At 45.8% G+C, this 22,418-nt stretch carries 24 protein-coding genes and 1 tRNA gene; 18 read left to right on the plus strand and 7 right to left on the minus strand.

Features of this window, described 5'->3' with window-relative positions; all coding sequences use genetic code 11:
- Positions 1-7 precede the first annotated feature (7 nt).
- Positions 8-754, minus strand: a complete 747-nt coding sequence (locus HBNXNv_RS04655) for a hypothetical protein (protein WP_347720522.1) — start codon at positions 752-754, stop codon at positions 8-10.
- A 53-nt stretch (positions 755-807) separates the two neighbouring features.
- Here HBNXNv_RS04655 and HBNXNv_RS04660 point away from each other — a divergent pair, with 53 nt between their 5' ends.
- Both HBNXNv_RS04660 and HBNXNv_RS04665 read left to right on the plus strand, forming a co-directional pair.
- Positions 808-1,362, plus strand: coding sequence for an eS1 family ribosomal protein (locus tag HBNXNv_RS04660; protein ID WP_347720523.1), 555 nt, complete (start codon positions 808-810; stop codon positions 1,360-1,362).
- Positions 1,363-1,439: 77 nt separating this feature from the next.
- A complete protein-coding gene (locus HBNXNv_RS04665) occupies positions 1,440-1,970 on the plus strand; it encodes an RDD family protein (RefSeq protein ID WP_347720524.1) in 531 nt (176 codons plus the stop codon).
- A 28-nt stretch (positions 1,971-1,998) separates the two neighbouring features.
- Here the strand turns inward: HBNXNv_RS04665 and HBNXNv_RS04670 are convergent, their stop codons facing one another.
- The gene (locus HBNXNv_RS04670) at positions 1,999-2,388 is read right to left on the minus strand and encodes a hypothetical protein (RefSeq protein WP_347720525.1); all 390 of its coding nucleotides are present in this window, start codon (positions 2,386-2,388) and stop codon (positions 1,999-2,001) included.
- A gap of 118 nt (positions 2,389-2,506) precedes the next feature.
- On the opposite strand from HBNXNv_RS04670, the gene HBNXNv_RS04675 reads away from it, so the two are divergent.
- A tRNA-Lys gene (locus tag HBNXNv_RS04675) sits at positions 2,507-2,580 on the plus strand.
- A 466-nt stretch (positions 2,581-3,046) separates the two neighbouring features.
- Here the strand turns inward: HBNXNv_RS04675 and msrA are convergent.
- Together msrA and HBNXNv_RS04685 are read right to left on the minus strand one after the other, a co-directional pair.
- Entirely contained in the window at positions 3,047-3,553 is a 507-nt protein-coding gene (gene msrA, locus HBNXNv_RS04680; RefSeq protein ID WP_347720526.1) for a peptide-methionine (S)-S-oxide reductase MsrA, read from the minus strand.
- A gap of 23 nt (positions 3,554-3,576) precedes the next feature.
- Positions 3,577-3,894 (minus strand): hypothetical protein, encoded by a 318-nt coding sequence (locus HBNXNv_RS04685; RefSeq protein WP_347720527.1) that lies wholly within the window; start codon positions 3,892-3,894, stop codon positions 3,577-3,579.
- 127 nt (positions 3,895-4,021) lie between these two features.
- Between HBNXNv_RS04685 and HBNXNv_RS04690 the strand changes: the two genes are divergently transcribed.
- Together HBNXNv_RS04690 and HBNXNv_RS04695 are read left to right on the plus strand one after the other, a co-directional pair.
- Positions 4,022-4,498 carry a DUF456 domain-containing protein gene (locus HBNXNv_RS04690; RefSeq protein WP_347720528.1) on the plus strand — a complete coding sequence of 159 codons (477 nt, stop codon included), beginning with the start codon at positions 4,022-4,024 and terminating at the stop codon, positions 4,496-4,498.
- A gap of 34 nt (positions 4,499-4,532) precedes the next feature.
- Positions 4,533-5,024 carry an 8-oxo-dGTP diphosphatase gene (locus HBNXNv_RS04695; protein WP_347720529.1) on the plus strand — a complete coding sequence of 164 codons (492 nt, stop codon included), beginning with the start codon at positions 4,533-4,535 and terminating at the stop codon, positions 5,022-5,024.
- 2 nt (positions 5,025-5,026) lie between these two features.
- Here the strand turns inward: HBNXNv_RS04695 and HBNXNv_RS04700 are convergent, their stop codons facing one another.
- Positions 5,027-5,638, minus strand: a complete 612-nt coding sequence (locus HBNXNv_RS04700) for a hypothetical protein (protein ID WP_347720530.1) — start codon at positions 5,636-5,638, stop codon at positions 5,027-5,029.
- A gap of 226 nt (positions 5,639-5,864) precedes the next feature.
- The gene (locus HBNXNv_RS04705) at positions 5,865-7,871 is read right to left on the minus strand and encodes a diphthine--ammonia ligase (protein WP_347720531.1); all 2,007 of its coding nucleotides are present in this window, start codon (positions 7,869-7,871) and stop codon (positions 5,865-5,867) included.
- Between the two features lie 105 nt (positions 7,872-7,976).
- Here HBNXNv_RS04705 and HBNXNv_RS04710 point away from each other — a divergent pair, with 105 nt between their 5' ends.
- Entirely contained in the window at positions 7,977-8,345 is a 369-nt protein-coding gene (locus HBNXNv_RS04710; protein WP_347720532.1) for a hypothetical protein, read from the plus strand.
- A gap of 3 nt (positions 8,346-8,348) precedes the next feature.
- On the opposite strand, the gene nucS is transcribed toward HBNXNv_RS04710, so the two are convergent.
- Entirely contained in the window at positions 8,349-9,137 is a 789-nt protein-coding gene (gene nucS, locus HBNXNv_RS04715) for an endonuclease NucS (protein ID WP_347720533.1), read from the minus strand.
- Positions 9,138-9,218: 81 nt separating this feature from the next.
- Between nucS and radC the strand changes: the two genes are divergently transcribed.
- The 12 genes from radC (at position 9,219) to HBNXNv_RS04775 (ending at position 22,385) form a co-directional block, all read left to right on the plus strand.
- Positions 9,219-9,884: a RadC family protein gene (gene radC / locus HBNXNv_RS04720; RefSeq protein WP_347720534.1), complete on the plus strand. Its 666-nt coding sequence runs from the start codon at positions 9,219-9,221 to the stop codon at positions 9,882-9,884.
- A 112-nt stretch (positions 9,885-9,996) separates the two neighbouring features.
- A complete protein-coding gene (locus tag HBNXNv_RS04725) occupies positions 9,997-10,236 on the plus strand; it encodes a DNA-directed RNA polymerase subunit H (protein WP_347720535.1) in 240 nt (79 codons plus the stop codon).
- A gap of 3 nt (positions 10,237-10,239) precedes the next feature.
- Entirely contained in the window at positions 10,240-11,700 is a 1,461-nt protein-coding gene (locus HBNXNv_RS04730) for a DNA-directed RNA polymerase subunit B'' (protein WP_347720536.1), read from the plus strand.
- A 77-nt stretch (positions 11,701-11,777) separates the two neighbouring features.
- On the plus strand, positions 11,778-13,580 hold the full coding sequence (gene rpoB, locus HBNXNv_RS04735) for a DNA-directed RNA polymerase subunit B (RefSeq protein WP_347720537.1): 1,803 nt from the start codon (positions 11,778-11,780) through the stop codon (positions 13,578-13,580).
- Positions 13,581-13,592: 12 nt separating this feature from the next.
- Positions 13,593-16,067: a DNA-directed RNA polymerase subunit A' gene (locus HBNXNv_RS04740; RefSeq protein WP_347720538.1), complete on the plus strand. Its 2,475-nt coding sequence runs from the start codon at positions 13,593-13,595 to the stop codon at positions 16,065-16,067.
- A gap of 8 nt (positions 16,068-16,075) precedes the next feature.
- On the plus strand, positions 16,076-17,188 hold the full coding sequence (locus tag HBNXNv_RS04745) for a DNA-directed RNA polymerase subunit A'' (RefSeq protein WP_347720539.1): 1,113 nt from the start codon (positions 16,076-16,078) through the stop codon (positions 17,186-17,188).
- An 88-nt stretch (positions 17,189-17,276) separates the two neighbouring features.
- Complete coding sequence (locus tag HBNXNv_RS04750; protein ID WP_347720540.1) at positions 17,277-17,699, plus strand: NusA-like transcription termination signal-binding factor; 423 nt, start codon at positions 17,277-17,279, stop codon at positions 17,697-17,699.
- Positions 17,700-17,823: 124 nt separating this feature from the next.
- Positions 17,824-18,900 carry a glycosyltransferase gene (locus HBNXNv_RS04755; protein WP_430827688.1) on the plus strand — a complete coding sequence of 359 codons (1,077 nt, stop codon included), beginning with the start codon at positions 17,824-17,826 and terminating at the stop codon, positions 18,898-18,900.
- Positions 18,901-18,936: 36 nt separating this feature from the next.
- Positions 18,937-20,496, plus strand: coding sequence for an ABC1 kinase family protein (locus tag HBNXNv_RS04760; RefSeq protein WP_347720541.1), 1,560 nt, complete (start codon positions 18,937-18,939; stop codon positions 20,494-20,496).
- A gap of 83 nt (positions 20,497-20,579) precedes the next feature.
- Positions 20,580-21,002, plus strand: a complete 423-nt coding sequence (locus HBNXNv_RS04765) for a 30S ribosomal protein S12 (protein ID WP_347720542.1) — start codon at positions 20,580-20,582, stop codon at positions 21,000-21,002.
- A 6-nt stretch (positions 21,003-21,008) separates the two neighbouring features.
- On the plus strand, positions 21,009-21,635 hold the full coding sequence (locus HBNXNv_RS04770; protein ID WP_347720543.1) for an uS7 family ribosomal protein: 627 nt from the start codon (positions 21,009-21,011) through the stop codon (positions 21,633-21,635).
- 168 nt (positions 21,636-21,803) lie between these two features.
- Entirely contained in the window at positions 21,804-22,385 is a 582-nt protein-coding gene (locus HBNXNv_RS04775; protein WP_347720544.1) for a hypothetical protein, read from the plus strand.
- The last annotated feature ends 33 nt before the right edge of the window (positions 22,386-22,418 follow it).

Raw genomic sequence — 22,418 nt, forward strand, 5'->3', positions numbered from 1 at the left:
CTGGGATTTAATCGTAGAGATGGTTTACCGACTCTTCTACCTGATCTCTTAGCCATTCTTTACTCATTTCCAGTGGTTCATCTACACCCATGTCTTCACGGTTTATGATATCAGAGTAGACTTCCTGAGCTATTACATATCCTATTCCTTCCCATTCACTGTCCATGCTGAAGATCGAGCTAGTATTATCTCTATCATACCTCTCTCCCTGCCATTCTCTGTTCTTATCAAGTTCTGCGACAACCTCAGCTGCCGGTCCTTCGTACTCACGAGGATCTCCTCTCCAGGGATACTCTTTTTCTTCTCTAACGAGTTTCTCTCTATGAAGAGCGTGGCCTTCAAGAATCATTGACTCCCACACAACGTGATCAAGATCGCTGATATGATCAAAAAATTCCTGGTGAGCTTCTTCGTGGACAACCATGTTTTTCAGGCCAGCCTCCCAGTAATCAGATTCCATAGAGGCCGCTACAAAAACTGCGTTTCTTTCAGCATGTCCGTGGGCCTCTTTACCGAGAGAGTAACCTCTGAAGTAGAGGCCTTCAGGAGTTCCTTCTGGCAGCTTTTCAGTATCTACTTCTGCAATTATTACATCGAATTCAGCTTCCATTCCAAGCACATCTCTGATATCCTGAAATGCTTGCTCAGTCTCCTGCCTGAATGATTCAAAGTTTTCCGGCTCCTCAACTACATCGGAGAAAAACTCCGGAACTGTCTCGGCGTGAGTTTCTGGATCGTATTTTTCGAATCTCATACAACCACATAGAAGACACACCGTTTATAAAGTTTTGAGTTTGAGTTCTTGGTATGGCTAAGGCTGTTATTCAGAAAAACTGGTACGAGATTCAGGCACCGGACATTTTCAGTGTCGACGAAGTAGGCGAGACACCTGCCGAGAAACAATCACAGGTAATTGGCAGAACAGTAAAGGAAGGCCTGAACGAAATGATGGAAGAAACAAGCAAATACTACGTAGATGTAACCCTGAAGGTTACAGAAGTTGAAGGTAACAAGGCCTTCACAGAAATTGATGGAATGGAGTGTTCTTCCGAATTTGTTTCAAGAATGATTAGAAAAAGATCCGACAGAATGGATCTGGTACACGACACAAATACAAAAGACGGTAGAAAGGTCAGAGTAAAGGTTATCGGAGCAACACTGAAGAAGACTTCCTCCGAAACACTCAAGGCCGTAAGAAAAGAACTCTCAGATATCCTCGACGAGAAAGCTTCCGAACAGAGTTACGAGGAGTTCATGGAGAACATCTTCCTCGACAACGTACAGGAAGACATGAGAGAAGCAGCCAACGAGATCTACCCATTCCGAGAGCTCGAGATCAGAAAGACCGAGCTCAAAGAATAAACTTTTTCTTCCTCTTACCTATTTCTACTTACATTTTAGAGCATCTTTTTTATTCCAGACAAGCTATAACACATGATATGGCAAGTTATGGACGAGCTCCTACTAGACAGGACACAGACGTAATTGGAAAAAGAGTTGGCGCACAGCTAGTCGACCTATTCGCTGTTGGAGTACTCTCATTCGTAATCCTGCTATTCATGGGATTCCTGGGAGCTGCAGCAGGAGGATCAGAAAGCGCAGTAGCAGCACTGATGAACAGCCTGGGCTACCTAGTCATCACAGGCCTTCTGATCGGATACAGCTTTATCCTGGAAACAGTCTGGAACGGCCAGACAATCGGAAAAAGACTGTTTGGAATCAGAGTAGTCAAAGAAAACGGAGACGAACTCGACGCAGCAGGATCACTGATCAGAAACCTTCCAGGCCTAGCATCACTGGGCTTAATCGCCTACCTGGTAGCACTGCTTTCAATGGCATCAAGCGACATGAGACAGAGACTTTTCGACAGACTCGCAGGCACAGTAGTAGTCACAGAACACCCACAGAACAATCCACAGCCACAGCAGAACCAGCAGCCAGCACAACAACAGCAAAGGCCTCCACAGTAAAGAGGCCCGCTTTTACTTTTCCTCTTTTTTATCTTAACTCATCCAGCTCACTGTAAAGCTGATCCATACCACCATTCTCTCCGTACGGCATCAACTTTACCTCCGCACCCTGCGGAATACTGTGATAACGGCCTCCAGGAAACTCGTAAACCTCGCCATCCAGAAGCTTATCATAAACATTCTCACCTAAAACAACCTCAAAATCACCAATATCGCCGTTCTCAACCTCTCTACCAACTACAGGCCTCTGAAAATGCAGATCCTCCTCATAGGACACATACATATCACCAGCACCTAGATCTCTGTTATCAGCATCAGCTACAGAACCAGTAACAGGCCCTTCATCAAGATTTTCAAGCTCTCCTTCATCGAAGAAGACGTAAAGTTCACCGGTATCATCCGAGAAATTTGCAATCATTTTCTACTTCGCATCATAACAAATAGCACCGAAAGCTTAAACCGCAAACCCCTCCACCAGCGTATCTACTATAAAGATTTTCCACCTCAATACAACACACAGACATCAACACTACCCTGGGCCGGTAGCTCAGTCTGGCAGAGCGCTTGGCTCTTAACCAAGTGGTCGCGGGTTCAAATCCCGTCTGGCCCAAACTCAACTAAAAATTAGACCAAGTAGTATTTCTTCAATAACTGAGTACTTATGTAGTAGAACTAATAAGGCAGCTACGACGAAACTAATAGCCATGAGAGTTCCTGCCGTCCTATCTAACCTCTGATCTTCCTCAACCTCAGCCCAGGCAATAATCTTAGCAAATATATAGAGGAACGACATAGGAAAGAGTCCGATAAATACAGAGATAAGAACTTTATCAAATATCCCATAAGACATCAAAGCAGAGTCCTGAGTGTAAAACAAAATAGAATATCCCAGTAAGAAGCTAGAAATTATTTTAGGCCAAATATCTTCTGCTAAGAGCCTATCAACCTCCAACTTTAAGTCTTCCCGCCAAGACATCAATTTACCTTTTACCACGAATGCTTTTGTTTTTGACGATCACCCAGCAATAATGGCAAACTTCAAGAAAAACAAGTTGACTTCGTCAAAACCCTAACTGTTACCTATAGCTTCTGGCCTTCTCCATTTTAGGCCTTGCGTGCATTGTGCAGTATGCATCATTTGGATTTTTCTCAAAATAATCTTGATGTTTTTCTTCGGCCTTCCAGAATTTCTCCAACTCTTTTACCTCGGTAACTATCTGATCTTCGTATTCAGGCCTTTTCTCTTCGATAAAGTCCTCCACTATTCTTCTCTGTTCCTCAGAATCATAGAGTATTATTGATCTGTACTGGCTTCCGACGTCGGGGCCTTCTCTGTCTTCTGTTGTTGGGTCGTGGATTCTGAAGAAGAATTCGAGAATCTTTTCTAGAGAGATTTTTTGTTCGTTGTATTCTACTTTGATGACTTCTGCGTGGCCTGTTTTTCCTGTGCATACTTGTCTATAGGAAGGGTTTTCTGTGTGGCCTCCTGCGTATCCCGAAGTTACTTTTTCTACTCCTTTGAGTTCTTTGAATGCGGCTTCTGTGCACCAGAAGCATCCTCCGCCAAGCACCACTGTTTCCATAACCATATTTTAGGCCCTGAATTTTAGATCAGTTCCTCTACTTCGACGTGACCTTCTAGAATAAGCCGGCAGTATTCGTGGGCCTCTGCTAGGTCATCGAACTCTCCGTGTTCAAGTACTGTGCTTGGGCCTAGTCTGCCTTCCCTGTACTGTACGGTGTAGTCGGCTTCTGTGTCTCTGTAGTCTGGTGTTTCCTGTATGTATAGTTCTGAGTAGTCGTCGGCTATTCTCCGGGTTTCTTTTCCGGCCCGTGTCAGCATTCCGAACTCCCAGCCTCGATCACTGTATTCAGGTTCAAGGTTTTCAGTTGTTGAAGAAGTTTGTTTTTCGGTTGTAGACATTCTGTGCCCCTCCTTTTCGATACTTCGTGGAGGCCGATTTTTAAGCTTCCCGAAAGCTTTTGTAGACCTGCAATAAATTACTGGTTAGATATTCCAATTGCCAAAAAATAATTTCTGAGATGATAACATGGATCCTACCACTATACTGGTTTTAGGCCTTTTGATCGCTGGCGTAGTTGGCAGTATTCTCCCTATGATGCCAGGTGCTCTTTTCTCGCTGGCAGCGGTCCTGATCTACTTTTTCCAATCGCCGGACCCAAGTATCTTGTTTGTGATCTTCGGTGCACTGACTTCTGTCTTTGCGCTGGCTGTTGACTGGTTTGCAGGAGCAGTTGCAGCAAATTACGGTGGGGCCTCTAAGAAGACCAGTATGGCAGCAGCTGTCACAGGTTTCCTTGGTTTCATCTTTCTTGGAGGGCCTGTAGGCCTGGCTTTCGCAGTCTCGCTTACAGTGTTTTTCAGGGAGTACCTGATTCATGGCGATCAGGAGGACGGTGCAAAGGCCGCTCTCTACGCGACTATCGGAGTTATGGGATCTGCAATTATTCAGGGCATGTTGACTGGCTCAGTTCTACTTGCGTATCTTGTAGCATACCTGATCTAAAAACGTATAACATTGCCTCACAGAAACAGTTAGTATGAATATTTCCAGGAAGGAGTTCAGAGAAGAGGCCACGGAGGCAACCCTCTGCTTCATCATTCAAGATGGAGAGACACTTCTGATCGAGAAGAAGAGAGGAGTTGGCGAAGGCCTGTTCAACGGTCCTGGAGGGAAAATCGAGGATAAAGAATCTCCGAAGGAAGCAGCTATCAGGGAGACAGTTGAGGAAACAAGAGTAAGGCCTGAAGAAGTTGAGAAAATTGGAGAGCTTGAGTTCGTGTTCGGAGATCAACCTTTCATGTTTGTACATGTTTTCAGGGCAGAAGGATTTTCAGGCGATCCCGAGGAAACAGAAGAGGCCCGTCCAGAATGGTTTAATACTGGAGATCTGCCCTTTGATGAGATGTGGCCCGATGATCGCTACTGGATTCCAAAGATGCTGGCAGAAGAAAAGTTTTTAGCCAGATTTCTGTTTGATGAAGATGGAGAAGAAATATTGGCCCACGAATTTGAAGAACCAAAATTTTGACTCTATTTCCAGCTAAGATCTAATTCCGTGTATTGCGAATCAAGATCTACAGTTCTATGACCCATCTCATCCCAGTCAGGAAATTTCCTCTTGTAAGATTCTGGCAGGTCTTCAAATCTATCAAGGTAATCAGCAGCTATTTCATCAACTCTATCCACCATTCCCGAGACATTAGCAGGAGTCTTACCTCTCACACCATCATTTTCTACTTCCTCTGTAAGACAAAGCTCTCCTGAAGCATCGGCGATCCCATACCAGCGTCTAGTTTTGTGGGATTGGTTGTGTCTCCTCATTGCAGAGTCATAGAGTTCAGAGACAAAGTGATCAACTATCATAGTATCAGAATCCAAATCATTTTCTGCAGCCTCTTCCAAAGCATCAACATACTTAACACAATCAGCTGTAAGCCCTGCATAATGACTGAAAGCCTCAACAAATTGCTGGCCATCCTCTTCTAAATTCCTATAATTCCTGAACATTACCTCCATAAATCCATAAATATCTTCCAAAGAATCAGCGAAACCTTCATCAGAAACAGAATCGGGTTCAATAGAATGAATACTTCTCAAATTTTCAGGAAGAGTATCTTGACTGTTCCCTGGCGTCGTACTCATAATATACTATAGGTCCTAAAATTTGAAATAATCCCAGGTTCCTTTAGCTTAATTCGCAAAAACCCAGATCATCGCGAAAGACTTTTCTACGACAGAGAAAACGGCAATCTCTATGTTGATAATTTAGAAGGCGAGTAGAACTTCTGAATGTGGAAAAACCTGGTGCGATGCTTGATAAGGCTGCTAACGAGAGTCTGAAATTAGAAGAATTTAGGGAGAGACTAACCTAGCCTTTTAGAGAAACAGGAAAACCAACAACCCTGGTCTCATACTCTCCTCCCTCTCCAGCAGCATTGAACCTGTACTCATCGGCCAGATCCAGCAATTCTTCTATATTTTCTTCATCAAGAACTTCTCCTTCCCACTCCTCAGTAAGGCCTCGTGCCGCAACAGAAGTAATTTCAACTTTGAAACCTTCACGAATCAGCCACTTCATATACCGGGCCTGGTCCTCCTGCCAGAGCGGAGTAAACACTTTCAGGCCTACCCTATCAGCTAGTTTATCTACTCTATCTCTCTGGTACGTCGAAGCCAGTGCTCCAGCAACTACTCCTTCAACATTGTACTCTTCACGGGCTTTTTCTAGGCCTTTCCGCAGATCCTCCAGTTCAACCTCTTTCTCACCTTCAGTCTCCTGAACAAGCAACGGAATTCCAAGTTTCTCCGACTGCTCGTCTAAATGGCCGCGAGACTTCTTCGAGTCAAACATGTAGCTGTCCTTATTCTCCGACCTCAAAGTCAGAAGACATGAAATTTTATTATTCCTGCGCTGAATTCTGTAAAGCGCGGCGTTGGAGTCTTTACCACCAGAAGTCAGGGCCACAACCCTGTTATTTGGTTTTCGTTGAAGATCAGAGATCTTCTGCGATCCAGAAAATCCTCGATTTTCGGATTCGCGTAGAGAATTAAGGTATTCCTGTTTGTGATCAAATCCTTTGTCGCGTGAAAGCCTGTCGATCGCCTTATCAAAATTGCTGCCGTACTGGGCCGCAGTCTTACCTCTCCACGCCACCTTCTCCGGCACGCCCAGTTTTTCAGCGGCCTTCCGCAACACATACTTCCTGTAATCATCTTTCACCTTGTACTCTTCCGGGATCGTCAATGCATGTTCAATCAAGTCGTGATCAAGGAATGGAAGCCTGAGCTCTCGGCCATTACGGAAACTGATAACGTTATCACGGTAGAGATCTCTTTCAAATATCCCTCGAAGGCCTGAAAGACACTCCTTATTCAGATATCCTTGCTGACGGTGATAGCCAGCGTAAAGCTGCTCGCTACCTAGGCCAGAAAACACGACTTGCTCGTTATCCTGATTCTTCTGCAATGCAAAGTGGAAAGGCAGGGCCACACCGTTCTTGACTACGGAGGTAGATGAAATCCAGTCAACGATTTCAGGCAAAACCTCTTCCACTTCTTCAAGACTGGCTTCGTAGGCCTCAAGTTCGATATCCATTTCCTCGGCAATTTCCTGGGCCCAGTCCATGTCACGCGGCGCATTAACATTTCCATGTTGAATGCCTGCAGTATAAGCGGTGAAACCCTTATCAAGTTCTTGCAGAGCCGCAGCAATAAGAGTAGAATCGACACCACCAGAGAACAGAAGGCCTACATCTCCTTCAGGAACCCTCTTCTTCACGGCCCCTAGGAACTTCTCCTTTATCTCTTCAGCAGCTTGATCAATCTCTATGGCCTCTTTCACATCTATTTCAAAGAATTCTCTCTGCTGGAAAGAAACTTCATCTTCCTCAATATCATATCTAAGTATTCTGCGAGGATGTAGTTCTCGACACTCCAAACCTTCTTTTTCCAAGGCCTGTCTCTCCGATGCAAAAACAAACTCTTCATCAGAGTACCAGACAGGATTGACTCCGAGAACATCTCTTGCAATTATAATTTCACCATCTTTCAGGTATGCAAATGCGTAGATGCCGTCAACCTCTTCAAGGCCTTCCACACCTTTCTCATCAAGCAGCTTAAGGAGTGTTTCAGCATCGTTTTCTGTCTCCCAGCCGTATTTTTCGTTCAACTCTTTCCAGTTGTATATTTCGCAGTTAGCGGAGAGAAGGCCTTTATCCTCGATAGGTTGGGAAAGTTCTCCAACTACTGAGTGAAGGTAGTGGCCTATAGCAAAGTTTTCTATTTCAACTGTTTCACAGGAGCTGCCTCTGTGACTTAGATGCTGATTCAGGGCCTTTACTGTTTCCCTGTTTTTTGCTCCTGTTATTCCGCACATACTATCTTGGTTGCAGGTGAAGACTTTTGAGTCTGTAACAGAACCACTAAGTCAGAAATTTACCAGTAACAGCATTTTTATGATTTCAAGTTGTAAAACTGGCTCATGAGCAAAATAAGGGATAGACTGGGCGACAGACTTGAGCCTGGAAACAGTTCAGGCATGGAACTGAACGAGGAAAAACTACTGGAAGAAGATACCACACCAGATAGAGAAAACACAGTAAGCTACCCAATACACTATTCCGAAGGTGCCGAAGGAGATTACGTAACTTTAAACTTCTCAGATCCTGTAGGCAAAAAGACTCTAATCCCCGACTATACAGCAACCCGCGTATCAAACTCTGATTCAACGGAAGTCTGGAGCGTCGGAGCTGAAGAAGGAACAGTCGAAGTAGAAGTAGATTCAAACATCAAATCGAAAGATAAACTCGCCAATGCATTGAAAACAGCATACGACGAGGCAATAAGATAGAAACTAGTCGGTGCTGTAGTCAGCAGAGAAGTCGGAAAGGCCTTTCTGCGAGTTATCTATTGCATCGTATGAGTTAATGACGTCAGCCATTTCAACCTCTACGAACTCGAGCTCGCGGTCCTCAAGGTAGTCCAGAACTTTATCCGTCATCTTCGGCGCGACAAGAATTCCTCGGATAGTTCCCTGGAACTCTTCATCGATCTCATCCACATACCGCTGAAGCTGCAGAACAGTGTTGTAATCCGGATTCCTCTTCACCTCTATAACCACATAGTTATTTTCTTCATCACGGGCGAACACATCGATAAATCCTGCAGGAGTTTCTCTTTCACGTTCAATAACTTTGAGGCCCTCCTCCACTATTTCAGGCTCCTCTTCAATCGACTCATGTATATCTACTTCGTGGCCGGCGATCTTGAGCTCGGATTTATCCACTAACTGATCGACAGTCAGCAGATCGATCTCCTCAAACCTGACCTCCACTACTTCCTCAGGATTATTCCTCTTGGCCTCCAGAATCAGATGATCGTTCTCCTCATCAACTTCAACACTGTAAGAATCGACCTCTGGCTGCCAGTTCTTCGGCTGATAGTTTTCAGGCCCGTGAACAAGTATTGCAGAATCCTGCTTCTTGATCACAAGTCTCTCCCCACGATCAAGTTTTGACTTCGCACGGCCCTGATAGTTAACCGAGCAGAGGCCGTTAATCTGCACAGTGTACTCGCGTGAAAGGTATTCTGCTAGGACTTCTCTGGCCTCCTCAATCTCAGGGCTTTGCAAAAACTTCTCCATACCTAGGCCTTGGCAGGAAATACTTTTTACAGTTTCCAGCACCACAGGTTTAAACCTGTCTGGAAAATATTCTGGTTAGAGATGGACTACACCATCAAGGAACTGCCGGAAAGCGAAAGGCCTAGAGAGAAACTCGAAGATCACGGCCCGCAAAAACTTTCGGACGTAGAGCTTCTCTCCATTATTCTCAGGACAGGCACTAAAGGGAAGAACGTGAAGGAACTCAGCTCCGAAATACTGAACGAACACTCTCTGGAAGAAATAGCTGACAGAGGCCTCGACGAAATGAAAAAATTCAACGGCATCTCAAGAGTAAAGGCCGGTCAGCTCCTTGCAGTAGGAGAACTCTCCAGGAGACTGAAGAAGGAGGAAAGAGAGAAAATTCAGGGCCTTGAAGATGTGAAGGCCCGGACAGGCGACATGAAGTTCATGGAGTCGGAGGTTCTGCGAGTTTTCTACCTTAACTCGGGCAACGAACTACTTGCTGAAGAAGAATTTGAAGGCACTGTCTCAGAGGTAGGCCTTAACACCAGAGAAATCTTCCAGGCCGCTATGAACTGTAATGCAACTGCTATAATTCTTTCGCACAATCATCCTTCCGGAAAGGCCTCTGCTACGGAACAAGATATAGCTGTGACCCGTGAAATTATTGAATTGGGTGAAGGCCTTGGTGTTCAGGTGCTTGATCATGTTATAGTTGGGGAAGATTTCTGGAGTATGAGGGAGAATTCGGAAGTCAATTTCTGAGTATTTGCGCAGGGTCTTTATAGGTGTTTTGCCGTCTGCCCCACGGTATTTAAAGTTTACCTGAGGACTTGTATTTGTCTAAGACTATTTTCTAGGCGGTGTGCAATCAATCATGGCAATGGATGTAACTGACCACGTGGCGGTTCCGGAACACAGAAAAATGGATGAAGACGAAGTTGAAGAACTTCTAGAAAAATTCGATACTAAAAAAGAAAAGTTACCTAAGATCGAGAGAACTGATTCTGCGATCAAAGGCCTTGATCCGGAAGTTGGCGACGTGATCGAAATTGTCAGAGAATCTCCTACCGCTGGAGAAACAACCTATTACAGAGAAGTTATTGAGAGTCGATAATCAATGAACGAACAATTCCTGCAGCAGCTGATCGATCGAAACATTGTAAAACACCAGATAGAGTCCTACAACAGGTTCGTGGACGAACGTATACAGAACATTCTCAACGAAGTCGGATCCATCGAACCAGAACTACCTGATGGAGAAGACCTAGTAATCAAGATAGTAGACGTAGATATCAAGAGGCCTAAGATCAACGAAGCAGATGGATCTGTTCGACAGATCACACCTAAAGAGGCCCGAATGAGAGATCTTACCTATTCTTCAGAGATCAAAGTTACGATGACACCGATCTTCGAGGGAATCCAGCAGGAATCCGAAGAAGTTACCATCGGAGAGATCCCAGTAATGGTTGGTTCCGAACTTTGCTGGACGTCAGAAATGGACGATGAAGAGCTCAGAGAAGCAGGAGAAGACCCAAAGGATCCAGGAGGATACTTCATCATCAATGGATCAGAGAAGACAATCATCTCCATGGAAGAAATGGCCAACAACAAGCCAATCTACCAGGAAGACGACGGAGAGCAGACCTGCAGAATTAACTCGGAGAACGAAGGATACGTTCAGAGACACATTCTGGAAAGAGACGACGATATCGTCGAGATCAGCTTTGCAAACGTAAAGAATACACCAGCAATCGCACTGATCAGAGCTCTCGGTTACGAAACAGATAAAGAAATCGTCGAGCTTATCGGCGACGAATACGCATCCGACATCTACCTCAACCTTTACGAAGTAGATGCATCAGACCAGGCAGAAGCCTTCGAATACATCGCAAACCGTGCAGGAGTCACAAACGACGTACAGGAAAGAGTTACCAGCATCCTAGACGACTACCTTCTACCACACCTAGGACAGGAAGAAGAAGCACGAGACGACAAGGCCGAACTACTGGCAAACATGATCAGAAACACAATCGCACTCGGAAAAGGCGACATCAAAGAAGACGACATCGACCACTACGCAAACAAAAGACTCAACCTGGCTGGAGAACTACTGGAAATGCAGTTCAGATCAGTCTTCCTAGGAAAATGGGGATTAGTCGCCAGAATGAAATACAACTTCCAGAAATCAGCAAAAAGAGGCCGACTACCATCACTACAGTCAACAGTAGTTGCAGACACTCTCAGCAAACAGATCATGGGAGCAATGGCAACAGGAAACTGGGTAGGAGGAAGAACAGGAGTATGCCAGAGCCTGGAAAGAAACAACCGTATCAAAACACTATCACACCTCAGAAACATTGTATCTCCACTGTCAAGCGACAGACAGCACTTCGAGGCCCGTGACCTGCATCCAACGCAGTGGGGCCGTGTCTGTCCAATCAAGACACCGGAAGGTATGAACATCGGACTGCGTACACATCTCGCTATGTCCGCTAACGTTTCAACCGGTATGAACGATATGGACAAGAACTCTTTGAAGGCAAAACTTCAGGAAACCGGAATCAACGTGAGCCAATAATGAATACTATGCGAATTCGTGAAAAACTAGTTGAGAAGGCAAAAGCCGCTAGAACAAGTTTCGAGAGGTGGGCCTAAATGACCAAGGTATTCCTTGACGGAGAAATCCTTGGTGATGCAGAATCACCTGACGAAGCTCTAGAACAGCTAAAAGAAAAAAGAAGAAGTGGCGAAGTAGATCAGGAAGTCAGCATCTACTACGCAGAAGACAGAGACGAGATCAGAATCAACACTGACTCGGGGAGAGTTCTAAGGCCTCTTGTAATTGTAGAGGATGGAGAACCAAAGCTGACAGACGATCAGCTTGAAGACCTGAAAGAAGGAGAGATCTCACTCGAAGACCTGGAAGAGGAAGGAGTGCTTGAACACCTCGATGCAGAGGAAGAAGAAAACGCATACGTAGCCCTCTCAGAAGACGAGGTAACTGAAGAACATACCCACATGGAACTTGATCCAGAGATTATCAACGGAGTATCCGCATCACTGACAGTCTACCCTGAACACAACAGAGGAGACCGTGTCAACTTCGGAGCAAAAATGGCAGGCCAGGGACTTGGAATGCCAGCAAGAGAGTTCCACCAGAGATTCGACACACAGTCAAACATTCTAACATACCCACAGCAACCGATCGTGGAAACAAATACTTACGACACACTGGTAGGAGACCACCCAATCGGCCAGAACATGGTTGTAGCACTCGCATCCTTCGACGGATACAACATCGAGGACGCAGTCATCATGAACCAGGACGCCATCGACAGAGGCGTAGGCCGATCAACATACATGAGAACCTACCAGACAGAAGCACAGCGATTCTGGGGAGGCCAGCAAGACGAAATCGGCATCCCAGACAAAGACGTCAGAGGATACAGAAGAGAAGAAGTATACACACACCTCGACGAAGACGGAATCGCAAACCCAGAGACAGAAGTAGACAGCGATGACGTACTAGTAGGAAAGACATCTCCACCAAAATTCCTGGGATCAGGAGGCGGAGAAGAAATCCAGATGGGACTGGCAGACAGAAGAGAAACATCCCTAACCGTAAGACACGGAGAAAAAGGAAAAGTCGACAAAGTAATGGTCTCAGAAACAAGCGACGGAGACAAACTCATCAAAATGAAAATGAGAGAATACAGAGTCCCAGAGCTTGGAGACAAGTTCGCAACAAGACACGGACAGAAAGGAACAGTCGGAATGACAGTTCCAGAAGTCAACATGCCTTTCACAAAACAAGGTATCACACCAGACATCATTCTCTCCACACACGCAATCCCAAGCCGTATGACAGTAGCACAGCTAATCGAGCTCATGGCCGGAAAAGCCGGCGCAATGAGAGGAGAACCTGTCGACGGAACAGCATACCACAACGAATCCAAAGAAGAAGTAAAAGACATGTTGGAAGAAATGGGATTCGAAAAAACAGGCAAGGAAACAATGTACAACGGCCTGACAGGAGAAGAAATGGAAGCAGAAATCATGATCGGCCCAGCATACTACCTAAAGCTAAGCCACATGGTTGGAGACAAGGTCCACGCAAGAAGCAGAGGGCCTGTCACACTGCTCACAAAACAACCTACCGAAGGCCGCTCCCAGGAAGGAGGACTCAGACTGGGAGAGATGGAAAAGGACGTCTTCGTAGGCCATGGAGCCTCACTCCTACTCAAGGAGAGGTTCGGAGCTGACTCCACAGAAATCAAGGTATGTGAGAACTGTGGAGAAATCGCAATCGAAGACAAGGCCGAGAACAAACAGTACTGTCCAAACTGTGAGACAGGTGACCTCGGCGAAACCGAAATCCCACACGCATTCCTACTACTCATGAACGAGTTGAAATCCATGATGATGGACACAACACTCGAACTGGAGGACGAGGAATAGAGGTGATCAATCATGAAGGATATTGAAAGCATCGACTTTGGAATTATGAGCGCAGAAAAACTTCAGAAACTCGCAGTCAAGGAAATCGACCAGGCAGAAGTCTACGACGCAGACGGATACCCAGTCGAAGACGGCGTAATGGATCCTGCGCTAGGAGTTATCGACCCAGGAATGACATGTCAGACCTGTGGTGGAAAAATCCGAGAATGTAAGGGACACTTCGGACTAATCACACTATCCAAGCCAGTAGCACACGTCATGTACGCAAAACAGATCAGAAACCTTCTCAGATTCACACACGTCAACGAGAACGGAAACGTGACCTGCCTGGCCAAGGACCTAGACAAAAACCTGCGAAAAAGCAACAGAATGAAAGAAGACCCTGAAACAGGAGAAGAAGTACCGGAAGTCGATCTAGACAAACCATACTCATACAAGATCGACGGAGAAGAAATCAAACCGGACGAAATCAGAGAAAGACTATCCAAGATCCCAGACGACATAGCAGCAGACCTGGGAATGGAGGGCGCAAGACCTGAAGACCTTATCCTGACACACGTACCGGTACCGCCGGTAACAATGAGGCCTTCAATCACACTGGAAACAGGAGAAAGATCTGAAGACGACATCACACACAAGATGGTTGACGTCATCAGGATCAACAAGAGACTGCAGAACAACATCGAAATCGAGGCCCCAGACTTCATTATCGACGACCTCTGGGAACTACTGCAGTACCACGTAGCAACAATGTTCTACAACGACATGAGCAGCGTGCCACCAGCAAGACACAGATCAGGAAGAAGCCTCAAATCCGTCATGGAAAGAGTACAAGGAAAGCAAGGCCGCTTCCGACAGAACCTGATCGGAAAACGTGTAAACTTCTCCGCAAGAACAGTAATCTCCCCAGACCCAAACATCGGGATCAACGAAGTCGGAGTACCATTCCTAGTAGCAAAGAAACTATCAATCCCAGAAAAAGTAACAGAAAGAAACTGGGAACAAGTCAAAGAATGGATGGAAAACGGGCCTGACACACACCCAGGAGCAAACTACGTATACCAGCCAGACGGCTCCAGAAGAAGAATTACAGATGAAAACCTTGAAGACCTACTGGAGGCCATCGAACCAGGAGAAGGATGGAAAGTCGAAAGACACCTGAAAGACGGAGACACCGTACTATTCAACCGTCAACCATCCCTACACAGAATGTCCATCATGGCCCACGAAGTCAAAGTACTACCGCACAGAACATTCAGACTGAACCTGAACGTATGTGCACCGTACAACGCAGACTTCGACGGTGACGAAATGAACCTGCACGTACCACAGACAGAAGAAGCACGTGCCGAAGCAGAAGAACTGATGAAAGTACAGGAACACATCAAATCGCCGAAGATGGGAGGCCCAATCGTAGGTATGCTACAGGACTACGTGTCCGGACTATACCTGCTAACACAGCCAGACAGAACACTCAGCAGAGAAAAAGCATTCAACCTTCTTGCTGAGGCCAACGAATACGAGAAAGAACTTCCAGACCAGGAAGAAATCTCAGGCCGTGAGATTGTCTCAATCTTCATCCCAGACGACATCTCCCTCACAATCAACGAAGACGATGACAACACAGTAATCATCGAAGACGGAGAACTAGTCGAAGGAGTACTGGACGAAGACGCACTCGGAGACTACGGAGGAGAAATCATCCAGCAACTAAGCATCGAATACGGAAGCGATAAAGTTGCAGAATTCCTCAACCGTGTCTCAAGAGTAGGAGCAATCTTCCTAACAAAGAGAGGATTCTCAATCGGCCTCGACGACCTCGAAGTACCAGACGAAACAACCAACAAGATCAGAAACCTAGTAGAGGAAACAGTCGAAGACACAGAAGAAATCATCAAGGAATACGAAAGAGGAGAAATGGAATCCATCACAGGAAAAACCATTGAAGAAACAAGAGAAATCAGGGTGACAAAAACACTCAACGAAGTATTCACGGACATCGGAGACCTCGTAAGAGACGAAATCGACGATGACTCATCCGCATACATCATGGCAGACTCAGGAGCAAGAGGCTCCCTACAGAACGTTACAACCATGGCAGGCCTACTAGGCCAGAACTCTGTAAGAGACCAGAGAATCAACCGTGGATACAAAGACAGAACAACATCCCACTTCAAGAAAGGAGAACTTTCACCAAAATCAAGAGGTTTCGTAGGATCCTCAATCCTCGGAGGCCTCGACGAAGTAGAGATGTTCTTCCACCAGATGTCTCAGAGAAAGGCACTGATGGACAAGTCACTCCGAACAAAGACATCCGGATACATGTATAGAAGAGTATCCAACTCCCTACAGGACCTGACAGTCGAAGAAGACCAGTCAGTAAGAAACGCACAGGGAGACATCGTCCAGTTCAGAGCTGGAGAAGACGGAGTGGACCCACAAAAATCTGATAGAGGCCTTATCTCTACAGACATTGAAACGAGGTGAATCAGAAAATGACAGAACTTAACTGGAAAGAACGAGCACAGGAGCTTCCTCCAAGACTGCAGAGCATGGAGCTCACTGACGACGAACACGAGAAAATCAAGGAAAGATATGAAGATATGCAGTACGAGCCAGGAGAAGCAATAGGTATCGTGGCTGCACAGTCACTCTCCGAGCCAGCAACACAGCTGACTATGGAGACATACCACCAGGCAGGAGGAGCACAGGTTAACCTGACAGCAGGACTTCCACGTCTGATCGAGATCGTGGACGCAAGAAGAGAACCTGACACACCATCCATGAACGTCTACATCCACGAAGACTACAACAACGAGGAAGACGCAAAGAGAGTAGCAAGAAAACTCAGAGAGATCAAGTTCAACGACCTAGTAAGACAGGACACAATCGACATCATGCAGCTCAGAGTCGAATACGAACTCAACGAAGACCTCATGGAAGACTACGACGTGGACAGAGACGACGTCAAGTCAAGAATCAAAGAATCCGTCAAGAAAGCCAAAGTAACATACGAAGGCGGAACCCTAGTCCTTGAATCATCAGAAGATGACTACGACCTCAGAGATGTTAAAGATCTCAAAAACGATACCGAAGAGGCCCGTATCAAGGGAATCAAAGGTATCGACCAGGTAGTTATCAACCAGGACGATGGAGAATGGCAGCTGCAGACAGCAGGAACCGCTCTCCGCAAAACCCTCAAAATAAAAGAAGTAGACGAAACCAGAACAATCAGCAACGACCTCTGGGAAGTACTGAGAGTGCTCGGAGTAGAAGCACTTAGATCAAGAATTATTGAAGAAACCAACCAGACACTCTCCGCCCAGGGTATTGGAGTCGACGACAGACACATCATGCTCCTCGCAGACATGATGACACGCAAAGGAGACCTCAAAGGAACCACAAGATACGGAATCGTCGGAGACAAAGAATCCATCCTCGCAAGATCAGTATTCGAGGAAACCAAGAAACACCTCAGAGAAGGAACACTTGGAGGAGAAACCGACGATCTCGAAGGAGTTGTCGAAAACCTGATCGTAGGTCAGCCAGTACCAGTCGGTACAGGCACCGTAGACCTCAAACCTGGTTTCGGCGGAGACGAGGAATAAACCCCTCAAACTCCAATCCCTTTATAAAAACTAGGATTGTTTTAATTACTACAGACATCACGACAAAATATTTTTCTAAGGAGATAACATGGCTACAGCAACTTACGACACAGAAATGATCCGCACGATCAACCTCTTTGAATCAATCACCGACGTAGAAGCACGTCACGCGATTATCAAGGAGGAGGAAGCCTATTTCGTAGTGCCAGAAGGCAAAGCCGGTATGGCAATCGGAAAAGGAGGAAAAGTAGTACAAAAAGTACAGAACCAGCTAGGAAAAGAAATCAAAATCTACGAATACAGTGACAACCTAGGAAAGTTCATCAACAACCTGGTTCCAACCGACCTCAGAGGAGTAGACATCAAAGAAGAGGACGGAAAAAAGACAGTAGAGATCGACGTACCAAACGACAAGAAAGGCCGAGTAGTAGGAAAAGACGGCCAGAAGATCGACTCCATCAGAGAAATCCTCGCACGGACACACGGAGTCGACGAAGTCAAAGTAGTATAACCTACAACATATCCCCTCTTTCTACTCTACACAACAAACTTCCTCCAAAAAACCTGGAAACAGGCTTAAATCCAGCTATACCACAAACACTTCTAGGTGGGCCACGATAGATCTAACAGTAGTAATACCAACCTACAACGAGAAAAACAACCTGGAAGAACTCACAAAGAGACTTTCAGAGGCCCTCCAACAACTTGAATACGAAATTCTAATAGTAGATGACAACAGCCCTGACGGAACATTTCAAGAAGCAGAAAGAATACAGAAAGAAACAAACAGAAACGTCAAGGCCATTCTAAGAAAGAAAAACCCAGGCCTCGCCAAAAGCGTGGTCAAAGGATTCCAGGAAGCACAAGGCGAAAAAATAGTAGTAATGGACGCCGACCTCCAGCACCCACCAGAAAAAGTACCGGAACTGGCCTCAAAAATAACGGAAAACACGCCGGTCTCCGTAGCAACAAGATACAAACAGGACGGAGGCATAAATGGCTGGACAAAATTCCGTAAAACAGTCAGCAGAGGCGCAATACTTCTATCCAAAATCATAGTACCAGAGGCCCGCAAATCCTCAGATCCTGTCAGCGGATTCTTCGCAGTCAAAAAAGACAGACTCAAACCAGAAAAACTCTCACCACACGGCTACAAAATACTTCTCGAAGTACTAGCACAGATCAGACCAGAAAAAGTAGAGGAAATAGGATACAGATTCGAAGAAAGAGAAAAAGGAGAGAGCAATCTGGGTCTCCAACACTACATAAAGTTCCTGGAGCATGCAGCGGAATGCCGATTAAAGCACCACGGAGTTGACAGATACGTTGATCCCAGGAAGATCATACGTTTCATGGAGTTCGGCGCAGTAGGAGCATCCGGCACGCTACTCAACATGCTGATCTTCGCCACAACCCAGTCAAACGGCCTACATTACCTCCTGTCAGGAACACTGGCCTTCGGAGGAGCAGTACAGTGGAACTTCTTCTGGAACTGGCTGATCACATTCAACAAACCATCAGAAAACATCAGGGAGAAATACCTCAAGTTCAACTCAGTAAGCATAGGAGGCTTCCTGATCTACCAGTCCATACTATTCCTGATGATAGGAGTATTAAACCAGCCAGAACTACCTTCAAACCTCCTGGCAATCATCGGCGGATTCCTCTGGAACTTCACAGGATCAGAAAAAGTAGCCTTCAGACCTGAATAATACCTTTTTTACCTGCCCCGAGAAAAACATAGATACATGGGTCTTGTAGAAAACAAGATAGGAGACGTCGAAAGATTCGACGAAATAATCAGCATAATGGCGGAACAAGGCCTCGGAGTACTTCTCGACGAACTAGACCTATTCCACCGCGTATCAGTCACACAGAAATTCTCACGCGAAAAAGTACCACCACCAGAAAGACTCAGAGAAACATTCGAACAACTAGGCCCCACATTCATCAAGTTCGGCCAGATCATGGCAGAAAGACCTGACGTAGTACCAGAAAGATACGTGGAAGAACTAGAAAAACTACAGGACGACGTACCCGGATTCGAATCAGAAAAAGCAAAACAGATAGTAGACGAAGAAATAGGCCTTGACAAGTTCGAAAACTTCGAAGAAGAACACCTGGCCGCAGCATCAATCGCACAGGTACACCGAGCAACACTAAACTCCGGCGAAGAAGTAGTAGTCAAGATCAGAAGGCCCGGGATCAAAGACCAGATAGAAAGAGATCTCGAAATAATAGAATTCCTAGCCAAAAGAGGAATCAAAAGATCAGATTACCTATCCGATGTACAACTTCTCAACGCAGTAAAAGAATTCGCAAGATGGACCCGACAGGAACTCAACCTTAAACGAGAGGCCCGTAACGGAGAACTACTGGCAGAAAACCTCTCCGACGAAGAAAACATCAAAATACCGGAGATCTACGCAGAAATGACCACGCAGAAAGTAATGGTCATGGAGTACGTCGACGGCATCAAAAGCAGCAAGACAGAGAAACTCCGGGAAATGGACATAGACAACAAAAAACTGGCGGAAACAGCAATCCGCTCCAGCCTCAAACAAATACTCAGAGACGGCTTCTTCCACGCAGACCCACACCCCTCAAACTTCCTGGTAAGAGAAGACGGCACACTCATCATGATCGACTTCGGAATGATGGGCAACCTAACCAAGGACACGAGAGAAAACATGGCCCTAATGATACTGCACTCTCTCAGAGAGGATGTGGACAAGGCCTTCGACGATCTCAAACGAATGGGGCACGTTCAGAGCGACGCCGACGAGCAAGCACTGAAGGCCGAACTAGAAGAAAAAATACTGCTAATACAGAACGCCAACCTCGAAGAAGTCAGCTTCACAGGCCAATTCCTCGACATGACCATCCAGGCCTCACGCCACGGAGTAATAATGCCACAATCCCTCGTCCTCATGGGCAAAAGCATGGTCACCATGGAGGGAATCGGAATGGCCGTATACCCAGAATACGAGATCAACGACCAGTTCAAAAAGACCATCAAAGAAATACTGAGAGACGACTTCAAACCAGAAAAACTGATGAAGGAACTCTCACTCGACCTGGTAGAAAACAAAGACCTCATCACAGAACTACCATCCAAACTCAACGAACTCACAGAAAAAGAAGACACAGAAGTCAAAGTAGTCAACGAGGGCGGCGACAACAGAACACTGGAAGCAGGCCTCATCATCTCATCAGCTTTTCTAGTCACTCAAGGCCAGAAAGAACTCATCGCACTAGGCGCACTCGAAATGGCCTTCGCAGCATATCTCTTCAACAAAAACAATTAGAAAAAATTTTTACTGTTCTACAGGACTAAAACCAGGCCTGATTTTGCCCACGGTATAAAAAGTTTAGTGCCGGGATATAGGATATGGGTTTATACAACGCACGGAAGATGCGGAAAAAGAGACAGCAGTACCGCTGGAGCGACAAAGACTACAAGAGAAGAATGCTGAATCTAAAAGAAAAAGCAGATCCACTAGAAGGATCACCTCAAGGAAGAGGAATTGTACTAGAAAAACGTATTATCGAGGCAAAGCAGCCTAACTCCGCACTACGTAAATGTGTCCGTGTGCAGCTACTTAAAAACGGAAAACAGTTGACAGCTTTCGTTCCAGGAGACGGAGCGATCGATCACATCGACGAGCACGACGAAGTACTAATCGAAGGAATCGGAGGAGCAGACTCCGGACCTAAGGGAGACATCCCAACAGTAAGATACAAAGTCATCAAAGTAAACGGCGTAAGCCTCAAAGAACTCGTCGCAGGAAACAAACAGAAACCAACACGGTGATAAAAAATGACAGACGCAGCAACACTAGACCTAGACGACGAACTCAAGACCTTCGGACGATGGGACGCATCCGAAGCAGAAATCTCAGACGAAGGCCTTGTAAGATACATCAGCCTAGAAAACATTCTCGCACCAAGATCCAAAGGAAGACACAGCGAGAAACAGTTCTACAAGGCAGACGTACCAATCGCAGAAAGACTACTAAACCACATGTACGTCGCAGGCCACAGAGGAAAGAAACACTACATCACCTCAGGCCGCAACATCGGAAAGAGCGAAAAACTCTGGACAATCATCGAAGACGCATTCGAACAGATCGAAGAAGAAACCGGAGAAAATCCTTTCCAGGTACTGGTAGACGCAATCGAAAACAGCGCACCAGTAGAAGAAGTAGTAACATACCAGAGAGGAGGAGTACGAGCACGCAAAGCAGTACTAGTCTCCCCACAGAGAAGAGTAGACCTCGCACTCAGACTACTCGCACAAGGCTCCTACGAAAACAGACTCGCATCCTCAGAAGACGCAGTCGAAACACTGGCCCAGGAAATCATCAAGGCCGCAAACGGAGCAGACGACGTAAGAGCAGTCAGAGAGAAAGAAAGAAGAGAAAGAGAAGCAGAAGGCGCCCGATAGGCCCTTCCCGCCCTCTTTTTCCACCTATATTTCCTTCTCAATTTTCCAACCTAATTTCCAGCCAACTTCTTCCAGATTCAATCTCAACTTCCAACACACCTCTTTCTAGACGCCAACCTATCAGAAAAAGAGAAATATTTTTACTAGAAAAGCCAAAAACTAGCACAAATGACACAGAACAACATAACAAATTCAAAAACAGTTCTCTACACATTCTTACTGGTTCTAGGAATTCTAATAGGTCTCTCAGCCAGCTTTTTCCCAACACAACCTTCAGAACCAGACAGGCCTGTAGCAAGTCAGGAAAGAATCTGGCAGGAACAAATCTGGAACACATCATACCTACGCCAGAACTCAGATATAGTTGTGAAAGGAACAGTTACCGAGGTTCACGAAGCAAGATGGAACACTGAAGATGGCAAAAGGCCCAAAGAGATCACAGAACACGAAATATTCCACACAGCAGACATCAAAGTTGAAAATACTCTAATGGGCGATACAAAAGACCAGATAACATTGAGAATTAGTGGAGGAACTGTTGGAAACCTAAGTATGAACGCAGAAGATGCACCTACTCTCGTAGAAGGAGATCAGGCCATCTTCTTCATTGAGAAAGAAGACAACCACTACGAACTATTCGGCGCGGCCCACGGAGTATTCTACCTCTCAGGAGACAAGGCCGTAAGAAGAAAAGCACCAGCCAAATATAGAAGTGTGAACCTTGACCAGCTAAGAGACTCCATTAAATAAGAGAACAATAATTTTTCTTCTTTTTCTTTTCCC

This window comes from Candidatus Nanohalovita haloferacivicina, from assembly GCF_029232205.1.
Taxonomy (GTDB): domain Archaea; phylum Nanohalarchaeota; class Nanosalinia; order Nanosalinales; family Nanosalinaceae; genus Nanohalovita; species Nanohalovita haloferacivicina.

What these genes read in the sequence shown, in the direction of transcription:
- HBNXNv_RS04730 (WP_347720536.1), top strand. Translation starts at nt 10,240, where the DNA reads ATGAACGAACAATTCCTGCAGCAGCTGATCGATCGAAACATTGTAAAA.
- radC (WP_347720534.1), top strand. Translation starts at nt 9,219, where the DNA reads ATGGACTACACCATCAAGGAACTGCCGGAAAGCGAAAGGCCTAGAGAG.
- HBNXNv_RS04685 (WP_347720527.1), bottom strand. Translation starts at nt 3,894, where the DNA reads ATGTCTACAACCGAAAAACAAACTTCTTCAACAACTGAAAACCTTGAA.
- HBNXNv_RS04750 (WP_347720540.1), top strand. Translation starts at nt 17,277, where the DNA reads ATGGCTACAGCAACTTACGACACAGAAATGATCCGCACGATCAACCTC.
- HBNXNv_RS04760 (WP_347720541.1), top strand. Translation starts at nt 18,937, where the DNA reads ATGGGTCTTGTAGAAAACAAGATAGGAGACGTCGAAAGATTCGACGAA.
- HBNXNv_RS04670 (WP_347720525.1), bottom strand. Translation starts at nt 2,388, where the DNA reads ATGATTGCAAATTTCTCGGATGATACCGGTGAACTTTACGTCTTCTTC.
- HBNXNv_RS04655 (WP_347720522.1), bottom strand. Translation starts at nt 754, where the DNA reads ATGAGATTCGAAAAATACGATCCAGAAACTCACGCCGAGACAGTTCCG.
- HBNXNv_RS04665 (WP_347720524.1), top strand. Translation starts at nt 1,440, where the DNA reads ATGGCAAGTTATGGACGAGCTCCTACTAGACAGGACACAGACGTAATT.
- HBNXNv_RS04770 (WP_347720543.1), top strand. Translation starts at nt 21,009, where the DNA reads ATGACAGACGCAGCAACACTAGACCTAGACGACGAACTCAAGACCTTC.
- HBNXNv_RS04725 (WP_347720535.1), top strand. Translation starts at nt 9,997, where the DNA reads ATGGCAATGGATGTAACTGACCACGTGGCGGTTCCGGAACACAGAAAA.
- HBNXNv_RS04690 (WP_347720528.1), top strand. Translation starts at nt 4,022, where the DNA reads ATGGATCCTACCACTATACTGGTTTTAGGCCTTTTGATCGCTGGCGTA.
- HBNXNv_RS04700 (WP_347720530.1), bottom strand. Translation starts at nt 5,638, where the DNA reads ATGAGTACGACGCCAGGGAACAGTCAAGATACTCTTCCTGAAAATTTG.
- HBNXNv_RS04740 (WP_347720538.1), top strand. Translation starts at nt 13,593, where the DNA reads ATGAAGGATATTGAAAGCATCGACTTTGGAATTATGAGCGCAGAAAAA.
- HBNXNv_RS04705 (WP_347720531.1), bottom strand. Translation starts at nt 7,871, where the DNA reads ATGTGCGGAATAACAGGAGCAAAAAACAGGGAAACAGTAAAGGCCCTG.
- rpoB (WP_347720537.1), top strand. Translation starts at nt 11,778, where the DNA reads ATGACCAAGGTATTCCTTGACGGAGAAATCCTTGGTGATGCAGAATCA.
- HBNXNv_RS04765 (WP_347720542.1), top strand. Translation starts at nt 20,580, where the DNA reads ATGGGTTTATACAACGCACGGAAGATGCGGAAAAAGAGACAGCAGTAC.
- HBNXNv_RS04775 (WP_347720544.1), top strand. Translation starts at nt 21,804, where the DNA reads ATGACACAGAACAACATAACAAATTCAAAAACAGTTCTCTACACATTC.
- HBNXNv_RS04745 (WP_347720539.1), top strand. Translation starts at nt 16,076, where the DNA reads ATGACAGAACTTAACTGGAAAGAACGAGCACAGGAGCTTCCTCCAAGA.
- msrA (WP_347720526.1), bottom strand. Translation starts at nt 3,553, where the DNA reads ATGGAAACAGTGGTGCTTGGCGGAGGATGCTTCTGGTGCACAGAAGCC.
- HBNXNv_RS04660 (WP_347720523.1), top strand. Translation starts at nt 808, where the DNA reads ATGGCTAAGGCTGTTATTCAGAAAAACTGGTACGAGATTCAGGCACCG.
- HBNXNv_RS04695 (WP_347720529.1), top strand. Translation starts at nt 4,533, where the DNA reads ATGAATATTTCCAGGAAGGAGTTCAGAGAAGAGGCCACGGAGGCAACC.
- HBNXNv_RS04710 (WP_347720532.1), top strand. Translation starts at nt 7,977, where the DNA reads ATGAGCAAAATAAGGGATAGACTGGGCGACAGACTTGAGCCTGGAAAC.
- nucS (WP_347720533.1), bottom strand. Translation starts at nt 9,137, where the DNA reads ATGGAGAAGTTTTTGCAAAGCCCTGAGATTGAGGAGGCCAGAGAAGTC.